This window comes from Streptomyces ipomoeae 91-03 (genome assembly GCF_000317595.1).
Taxonomy (GTDB): Bacteria; Actinomycetota; Actinomycetes; order Streptomycetales; family Streptomycetaceae; genus Streptomyces; species Streptomyces ipomoeae.
The window spans coordinates 1-8588 of the sequence record NZ_AEJC01000578.1 but is presented as its reverse complement, the minus strand read 5'-3'; the positions used below and the strand labels follow the sequence as shown (position 1 = coordinate 8588).

Annotated in this window: 7 protein-coding genes; 5 read left to right on the top strand and 2 right to left on the bottom strand. The window is 70.6% G+C overall.

What is annotated here, in order from left to right:
* Nucleotides 1-104: 104 nt before the first annotated feature.
* Together STRIP9103_RS37435 and STRIP9103_RS37430 are read right to left on the bottom strand one after the other, a co-directional pair.
* Entirely contained in the window at nucleotides 105-809 is a 705-nt protein-coding gene (locus tag STRIP9103_RS37435) for a methyltransferase domain-containing protein (RefSeq protein ID WP_048821678.1), read from the bottom strand.
* A gap of 80 nt (nucleotides 810-889) precedes the next feature.
* A complete protein-coding gene (locus STRIP9103_RS37430; RefSeq protein WP_086019370.1) occupies nucleotides 890-1519 on the bottom strand; it encodes a DUF3043 domain-containing protein in 630 nt (209 codons plus the stop codon).
* 246 nt (nucleotides 1520-1765) lie between these two features.
* On the opposite strand from STRIP9103_RS37430, the gene STRIP9103_RS37425 reads away from it, so the two are divergent.
* The 5 genes from STRIP9103_RS37425 (at nucleotide 1766) to STRIP9103_RS37405 (ending at nucleotide 8563) form a co-directional block, all read left to right on the top strand.
* Entirely contained in the window at nucleotides 1766-2647 is an 882-nt protein-coding gene (locus STRIP9103_RS37425; RefSeq protein WP_009333873.1) for a PspA/IM30 family protein, read from the top strand.
* Between the two features lie 27 nt (nucleotides 2648-2674).
* The gene (pspAA, locus tag STRIP9103_RS37420) at nucleotides 2675-2953 is read left to right on the top strand and encodes a PspA-associated protein PspAA (protein WP_009333875.1); all 279 of its coding nucleotides are present in this window, start codon (nucleotides 2675-2677) and stop codon (nucleotides 2951-2953) included.
* A 241-nt stretch (nucleotides 2954-3194) separates the two neighbouring features.
* A complete protein-coding gene (locus STRIP9103_RS37415) occupies nucleotides 3195-4430 on the top strand; it encodes a sensor histidine kinase (RefSeq protein WP_009333886.1) in 1236 nt (411 codons plus the stop codon).
* A 133-nt stretch (nucleotides 4431-4563) separates the two neighbouring features.
* Nucleotides 4564-5253, top strand: coding sequence for a response regulator (locus tag STRIP9103_RS37410; protein WP_009333880.1), 690 nt, complete (start codon nucleotides 4564-4566; stop codon nucleotides 5251-5253).
* Nucleotides 5254-5434: 181 nt separating this feature from the next.
* On the top strand, nucleotides 5435-8563 hold the full coding sequence (locus STRIP9103_RS37405) for an efflux RND transporter permease subunit (protein ID WP_009333884.1): 3129 nt from the start codon (nucleotides 5435-5437) through the stop codon (nucleotides 8561-8563).
* Nucleotides 8564-8588: the final 25 nt, after the last annotated feature.

The window sequence follows — 8588 nt, the reverse complement described above, 5'->3', positions numbered from 1 at the left end:
GCCAACGCATCGTCCCCACCCGAGCTCTCACGCGCGGCGGGGTCGAAGGGGCGCAGCCCCTGGGTGGGGGAGGGACGGGTAGGGGCGGCGGGGGCGAAAAACCCTCAGCCCCGCACCCCGCACAGATGCAACAACGCCCCCACCCGCCGATAAGGATCCGTCCGCCCCGCCCGCTCCTCCGCCGCGAGAAGCACTTCCAAGTCGTCGGGCACACCGGCGTCATCCGCGGCCAGATCAGTGAACACCCGCACCCCGTACCACGCGTGCAACGGCGCCCCGATCCCCGCGAGCGTATCCGTCAACGCCCCCAGCCGATCCGCCCGCACATCGAGCCCCAGCCGATTCCGATACGCGCTGGTGTCGAAGGCGGCCAACGCCCCACCCCAGTCCCCGGCCAACCCGGGCCGCATCGCGAGCGCGTCACCGTTGCGGACGAGCAGCGACAGCAACCCCCCGGGCGCCAGCATCCGCGCCAGCCCCGCGAGCAGCGGATCGGGCTCCTCGACGTACATCAGCACCCCATGGCACAGCACCACGTCGAAACTGCCCGGCAGGAAGTGGACGCCCGTGTCCCTGCCGTCGCCCTCGACGATCCGCATCCGGTCGCGGATCCCCTTGGGCTCGGCGGCGACCACCTCGCGGGCCACGGCTATCAGCTTCGGCTCGCGCTCGATGCCGGTCACCTGGTGCCCGGCCCGGGCCAGCCGCAGCGCCTGCGTGCCCTGCCCCATACCGACGTCGAGCACCCGAAGCCGCTGCCCGACGGGGAACCGCCCGGCTATCTGCTCGTCGACCTGGCGGGAGACCAGTTCTTGTCGTACGACCTCACGTAAGGTGCCCAGCCGCTGCAGCCAGGCCTCGGCCGCACCCCCGGAGAAGGATGTCGTGCTCAGGGCCGCTCTCCGCGCTTGACCTGCGGCTTCGGCAACCGGAGGCGACGCATCTGGAGGGTGCGCATGAGGGCGTAGGCCACGGCACCCTTCTTGTTCTGGTCCGGGAAGCGCGTGTTCAGCTGCTTCTTCAGCCGGAAGCCGAGACCGATCGAGTCGACGACGATCAGGACGATCACGAAGAGCCACAGCAGCAGCGCGATGTTCTGCAGCGCGGCGACCCGCACCATGCTCAGCACGAGGATGAGCACCGCCAGCGGCAGGAAGAACTCGGCGATGTGGAAGCGGGAGTCCACGTAGTCACGCGCGAACCTGCGCACCGGGCCCTTGTCGCGCGCCGGCAGATAGCGCTCGTCGCCGCTGGCCAGCGCCTGGCGCTGCTTCTCCAGCGCGGCGCGGCGCTCGTCGCGGGAACGCTTGGCGGCCTCCTTGCGCGTCGTCGGCGTGTTGGCGACGTTGCGACGCTGGGACTGGGCCTCACTCCGCTTGGGGGTGGGCCGGCCCTTGGGGGCCTGCGGGTCTCGGGGCTGCTTGGAGTCGGTCACCGGCGCCTGATCGGCTGCCCGGTCCTTCTCGCTCTTGGCACGGCTACGGAACACAAAACCCAAGGGTAAGGGGTGGTGAAGCATGGACCCCAGCCGAGTGGGGAACGATCCGGCAACACCCGGCGTCTGTGCCGGTGACAGAGCGGGGGCGAAAGTGGCCTGAAACCCGGTGGAAAGGGGAGGGCGGTGGCACTTCGCCCGGCGGGGGTCTGAGGTTTTCCCGGGGGCGGCCCGTACGTAACCCCAGGGAGCACCTACTCCCTACGCCGGATCGAGGCCGCGCACAGTCGTCCTTGGGGAGGAGCACATCCGTCCCCGAACAGTGCGGTAATGGATACAGGGCCCGTACGCTGGGTTCTGTTGCAGATCGGTGAGCTGGAGTCCGTCAGAAGGGGGCGCGCGAAGCCCATGAGCGGTGTCATGAAGCGTATGGGGATGATCTTCCGCGCGAAGGCGAACAAGGCCCTTGACCGGGCCGAGGACCCGCGCGAAACCCTCGATTACTCGTATCAGAAGCAGCTGGAGCTGCTCCAGAAGGTACGGCGTGGTGTGGCCGACGTGGCCACGTCCCGCAAGCGCCTGGAGCTCCAGCTCAACCAGCTCCAGTCGCAGTCCTCCAAGCTGGAGGACCAGGGCCGCAAGGCGCTCGCGCTGGGCCGGGAGGACCTGGCCCGCGAGGCGCTCTCCCGGCGCGCCGCGCTCCAGCAGCAGGTCACGGACCTGGAGACGCAGCACTCCACCCTCCAGAGCGAGGAGGAGAAGCTCACCCTCGCCGCCCAGCGGCTTCAGGCCAAGGTCGACGCCTTCCGTACGAAGAAGGAGACCATCAAGGCCACGTACACCGCCGCCCAGGCCCAGACCCGTATCGGCGAGGCCTTCTCCGGCATCTCCGAGGAGATGGGCGACGTCGGTCTCGCCATCCAGCGCGCCGAGGACAAGACGGCCCAGCTCCAGGCCCGCGCCGGCGCCATCGACGAACTCCTCGCCTCCGGCGCCCTCGACGACCCCTCCGGCATGCACAAGGACGACATCCAGGCCGAGCTGGACCGCCTCTCCGGTGGTACGGACGTCGAGCTGGAGCTCCAGCGCATGAAGGCGGAGCTGGCGGGAGGCACGTCCGGGCAGCAGCAGGCCATCGAGGGCGGCACCGGCCAGCCCTCCGCGCAGCCGCAGTCCCAGCAGCAGAACACCCCCCGCTTCGACAAGCAGTAGCCATGTGTCACGCCTGAGGAGGGCGACATGATCGTACGGATCATGGGGGAGGGGCAGGTGGAGCTGGCCGACAGCCACTTCGCCGATCTGAACAAGCTGGACGACGAACTCCTGAGGGAAATGGAGAACGGCGACGGCCCGGGCTTCCGCGCCACCCTCCACGCCCTCCTGGACAAGGTCCGTGCCCTGGGCACGCCCCTGCCGGACGCCTCCTTGGAACCCTCGGAACTGATCCTCCCCTCCCCGGACGCGACACTGGAGGAGGTCCGGGAGATGCTGACCGACGACGGTTTGCTCCCCGGCTGACCTCCCCGGCTGACTGTGCCGCACATCGATACAGCCCCGCGCCCCAGAAAAGCACGGGGCGCGCCCGGGGTCTTCAAGGGACGCGGGGAACTGCGCGAGCAACCACAGACAACCCGCACCCGCCGACGAACCACCCCAACCCGAGCTCTCAGGCGCGGCGGGGTCGAAGGGGCGGCAGCCCCTGGGTGGGGGAGGGACGGGTAGGGGCGGCGGGGGCGAAAACCCCTTACCGTAAACCCCCGTGAGCACCCTCCAGCGAGCCCGAGCCCGGCTGACAGCGCATCCCCTCGCGCTCGACGCCGCCCTCGCCCTCGGCGTCCTCGCCTGCATGGTGGCCGGCTCATACATAGACCCCCACGCGGAACACGGCGACAAATGGGGCACCCGCACCCCCGACGCCCTCAGCACCACCCTCATGGTGCTCGCCGCCGCAACCCTGGTCGCCCGCCGCCGCGCCCCCATGCCCGTACTGGCCGCCACTTCCGCCCTCACCCTCACCGAACTGATCACCGGCGACCCCAGAGCCCCGGTCGCGATGTCCACGGTGGTCGCCCTCTTCACGGTCGCCTCCCGCACCGACCGCCCCACCACCTGGCGAGTCGGCCTCCTCACGATGACCGTCCTCACCGGCACGGCCATGCTCGTCGGCTCCCTCCCCTGGTACGACCAGGAGAACGTCGCCGTCTTCGCCTGGACCGGCATGGCCGCGGCGGCGGGCGACGCGGTCCGCAGCCGCCGCGCCTTCGTCGACGCCATAAGGGAACGCGCCGAGCGCGCGGAGCGCACCCGCGAGGAGGAGGCCCGCCGCCGCGTCGCCGAGGAACGCCTCCGCATCGCCCGCGATCTGCACGACGTCGTCGCCCACCACATCGCCCTCGTCAACGTCCAGGCCGGAGTCGCCGCGCACGTCATGGACAAGCGGCCCGACCAGGCCAAGGAGGCCCTCGCCCACGTCCGCGAGGCCAGCCGCTCGGCGCTCGGCGAACTCCGCGCCACGGTCGGCCTGCTCCGCCAGTCCGGCGACCCCGAGGCCCCCACCGAACCCGCCCCCGGCCTGGAACGGCTCGACGAACTCGTCGGCACCTTCCGCAGCGCCGGTCTCGCCGTCGAGGTCGCCCGCGCCGACCACGACACCGTCCTACCGGCCGCCGTCGACCTCGCCGCGTACCGGGTCATCCAGGAAGCCCTCACCAATGTCCGCAAGCACGCGGGCCCGGAGGCGAAGGCCGAGGTCAGCGTCGTACGGGTGGGCCCGAACGTGGAGATCACCGTCATCGACAACGGCACCGGACCCGACGCCACCGCCGCCGACGACGGCCACGGCGGCGGCCACGGCCTCCTCGGCATGCGCGAACGCGTCACCGCCCTCGGCGGCACCCTCACCACCGGCCCCCGCTACGGAGGCGGCTTCCGCGTCCATGCGATCCTGCCGCTCAAGAACCGAACGGCCGCCGCGGAAGAGCCTGTACGACCGTGAGCCGCACAACCCAGCCCGCACAGACCCAGCCCGCACCACCAGACCGTACGACCGTGAGCCGCGCGACCCGAGCCGCCCGTACGCCCGCGAGCCGTGGACGTACGGGCATGACCACCGCACCGGGGGACCCCGTATGACCATCCGTGTCCTGCTCGCCGACGACCAGGCCCTGTTGCGCAGCGCCTTCCAGGTGCTCGTCGACTCGGAGGCCGACATGGAGGTCGTGGGGGAGGCCTCGGACGGGGCGGAGGCGGTGCGGCTGGCCAAGGAGACGCGGCCGGACGTCGTGCTGATGGACATCCGGATGCCCGGCATGGACGGGCTGGCCGCCACCCGCCTGATCAGCGAGGACGCGACGCTCGCCCATGTCCGCGTCGTCATCCTGACCACCTTCGAGGTCGACGACTACGTGGTGCGGTCACTGCGCGCCGGCGCCTCCGGCTTCCTCGGCAAGGGCTCCGAGCCGGACGAACTGCTGAACGCGATCCGGATCGCCGCCGGCGGCGAGGCCCTGCTCTCGCCCGCCGCCACCAAGGGCCTGATCGCCCGCTTCCTCGCCCAGCCCGACGACTCGGCCTCCGACGACGGCGGGGACACCGCACGCTCCGAGCGGCTCGGCACGCTGACGGGCCGGGAGCGGGAGGTCCTCGTCCAGGTCGCCGCGGGGCACTCCAACGACGAGATCGCCGAGCGTCTGGAGGTCAGCCCGCTGACCGTGAAGACGCATGTCAACCGGGCCATGGCGAAGCTCGGCGCCCGCGACCGGGCCCAACTCGTGGTGTTCGCCTACGAGTCGGGGCTGGTACGCCCAAGGGTGGACTGAGCCCGGAGCGGGTCTACTGCGGCCGGAGTAGGCGCGGCATAAGGAAATGGGCCTGCGGAGCGACGGAGCGAGGCATTCCATGGCCCAGGGTGTTGGGTGAGCGCCCGCATTTGCTCCACGCACGCCACACATGTGCGCTCGTACTCCGCTCACGACACACAAAAGAGAGACACGGTCACCCATGTCCTGGCTGTCTCGGTTCAGCCTCGCGCAACGGGCCCTCATAGGTCTGATGTCGATCATCGCGCTCGCCTTCGGTGCGATCGCGATACCCCAGCTCAAACAGCAGCTGCTGCCCACCATCGAACTGCCCGTCGTGTCCGTGCTGGCGCCGTACCAGGGCGCGTCCCCGGACGTGGTCGAGAAGCAGGTCGTCGAGCCCATCGAGGACAGCCTCGAAGCCGTCGACGGTCTCACCGGCGTCACCTCCACCGCCAGCGAGGGCAACGCCCTGATCATGGCGTCCTTCGACTACGGCGAGGGCACCGACCAGCTCGTCGCCGACGTCCAGCAGGCCGTCAACCGGGCGCGGGCGCTGCTCCCGGACGACGTGGACCCGCAGGTCGTCGCGGGTTCCACGGACGACATCCCGACCGTCGTCCTCGCCGTCTCCGCCGACCAGGACCAGCAGGCCCTCGCCGACCGGATCGACCGCACCGTCGTGCCCACACTGGAGGAGATCGACGGCGTCGGTCAGGTCACCGTGGACGGCGTACGGGACGTCCAGGTCACCGTCACGCCCGACGACGCGAAGCTGGCGAGGGCGGGCCTGACCACGATGGCCCTCTCGCAGGCTCTCCAGGCCGGCGGCGTCACCGTCCCCGCGGGCTCCTTCGACGAGGACGGCGCCAACCGCACCGTCCAGGTCGGCGGCGGCTACACCTCGCTGAAGCAGATCGAGGACCTGATGGTGCGGGGCGAGGGCGCGAAGAAGCCCGTACGGCTCGCCGACGTCGCCACCGTCAAGGAGGAGCAGGCCAGGGCCGACTCCATCACCCGGACCAACGGCGAGCCGAGCCTCGCGGTCAGCGTCACCATGGACCGCGACGGCAGCGCGGTCGACATCTCCGAGGCCGTCGAGGACAAGCTGCCCGAGATGCGCCAGGCCCTGGGCTCCGGCGCCACCGTCACCGTGGTCAGCGACCAGGGACCGGCGGTCTCCAAGTCCATCGACGGCCTGACCACCGAGGGCGCGCTGGGTCTGCTCTTCGCGGTCCTGGTCATCCTGGTCTTCCTGGCGTCGGTCCGCTCGACCCTCGTCACGGCCGTGTCCATCCCGCTGTCCGTGGTCCTCGCCCTGATCGTCCTGTGGACCCGTGACCTGTCCCTGAACATGCTGACGCTCGGCGCGCTGACCATCGCCATCGGCCGCGTCGTCGACGACTCGATCGTGGTCCTGGAGAACATCAAGCGCCACCTCGGCTACGGCGAGGAGCGCCAGGAGGCGATCCTCAAGGCCGTCCGCGAGGTCGCCGGCGCGGTGACCTCCTCCACGCTGACGACGGTGGCGGTCTTCCTGCCGATCGGTCTGACCGGCGGCATGGTGGGCGAGCTGTTCGGCAGCTTCTCCCTGACGGTGACGGCGGCCCTGCTGGCCTCCCTCCTCGTCTCCCTGACGGTCGTCCCGGTGCTGTCGTACTGGTTCCTGCGCGCCCCGAAGGGCACCCCCGAGGACGCAGAGGAGGCGCGCCGGCTGGCCGAGGAGAAGGAGGCCAAGAGCCGCCTCCAGCGCTTCTACGTCCCGGTCCTGCGCTTCGCGACCCGGCGCCGGCTGACGAGTGTGGCGATCGCGGTCGTCGTCCTCATCGGCACGTTCGGCATGGCCCCGCTGCTGAAGACGAACTTCTTCGACCAGGGCGAGCAGGAAGTCCTCAGCATCAGGCAGGAGTTGGCGCCCGGCGCCAGCCTGGCGGCGACCGACGAGCAGACCAAGAAGGTCGAGAAGCTGCTCGCCGACACCGAGGGCGTCAAGGACTACCAGGTCACCATCGGCTCCTCCGGTTTCCTGGCCGCCTTCGGCGGTGGCACCGACTCCAACCAGGCCTCGTACAACATCATGCTGGACGACTCGGCGTCCGCCTCGGACGTCCAGGACCGCATCGAGACCGGCCTGAAGAAGCTCGACGATGTCGGTACGACGACCATCGCGGCCGGCGACGCGTTCGGCACCCAGGACCTGAGCGTGGTCGTCAAGGCCGCCGACGCCGATGTGCTGCGCAAGGCGGCGGACCAGGTCCGGGACGCGGTCGCGACGCTCGACAACGTCACCGACGTCACCAGCGACCTCGCCCAGAGCGTGCCCCGCATCTCGGTCAAGGCCAACGACAAGGCCGCCGCGGCCGGCTTCGACGACCAGACCCTCGGCGCGGCCGTCGCCCAGGCGGTGCGCGGCACGACCAGTGGCCGGGCGATCCTCGACGACACCGAGCGCGACGTCGTCATCAAGTCGGCGAACCCGGCCGGGACACTGGACGAGCTGAAGAACCTGCGCCTCGGCGCGGTGAAGCTGAGCGACATCGCGACCGTCGAGGAGGTGGACGGCCCCGTGGCCATGACCCGTATCGACGGCCAGCGGGCCGCGACGATCACGGCGAAGCCGCAGGGCGACAACACCGGTGCCGTCAGCGCGGACCTCACCACCAAGCTGAACTCCCTCAAGCTCCCCGAGGGCGCCACCGCCGACATCGGCGGCGTCTCCCAGGACCAGGACGAGGCCTTCGCCTCCCTGGGGCTGGCGATGCTGGCCGCGATCGCGATCGTGTTCATGCTGCTGGTGGCGACCTTCCGGTCCCTGATCCAGCCGCTGATCCTGCTGGTCTCCATCCCGTTCGCCGCCACCGGAGCCCTCGGCCTGCTCGTTGTCACCGGCACGCCCATGGGTGTCCCCGCGATGATCGGCATGCTGATGCTCATCGGCATCGTGGTGACGAACGCGATCGTGCTGATCGACCTCATCAACCAGTACCGCCGACAGGGCTACGGCACGGTCGAGGCGGTCGTCGAGGGCGGTCGCCACCGGTTGCGCCCGATCCTGATGACGGCCATGGCGACGATCTTCGCCCTTCTGCCCATGGCCCTGGGGGTCACCGGCGAGGGCGGCTTCATCGCCCAGCCGCTGGCGGTGGTCGTGATCGGCGGTCTGATCACCTCGACCCTGCTGACCCTCCTGCTGGTCCCGACCCTCTACACGATGGTCGAGCTCCGCAAGGAGCGGCGGGCGAAGAAGCGGGCGCTGAAGCGGGCGGGTACGTCGACCTCGTCGAGGGAGACGGAGTCCGAGCCGGAGGCCCCGGAGCCGGCAGGGGTCTGACGGGGGATTCCACCCCCGCGGGTCG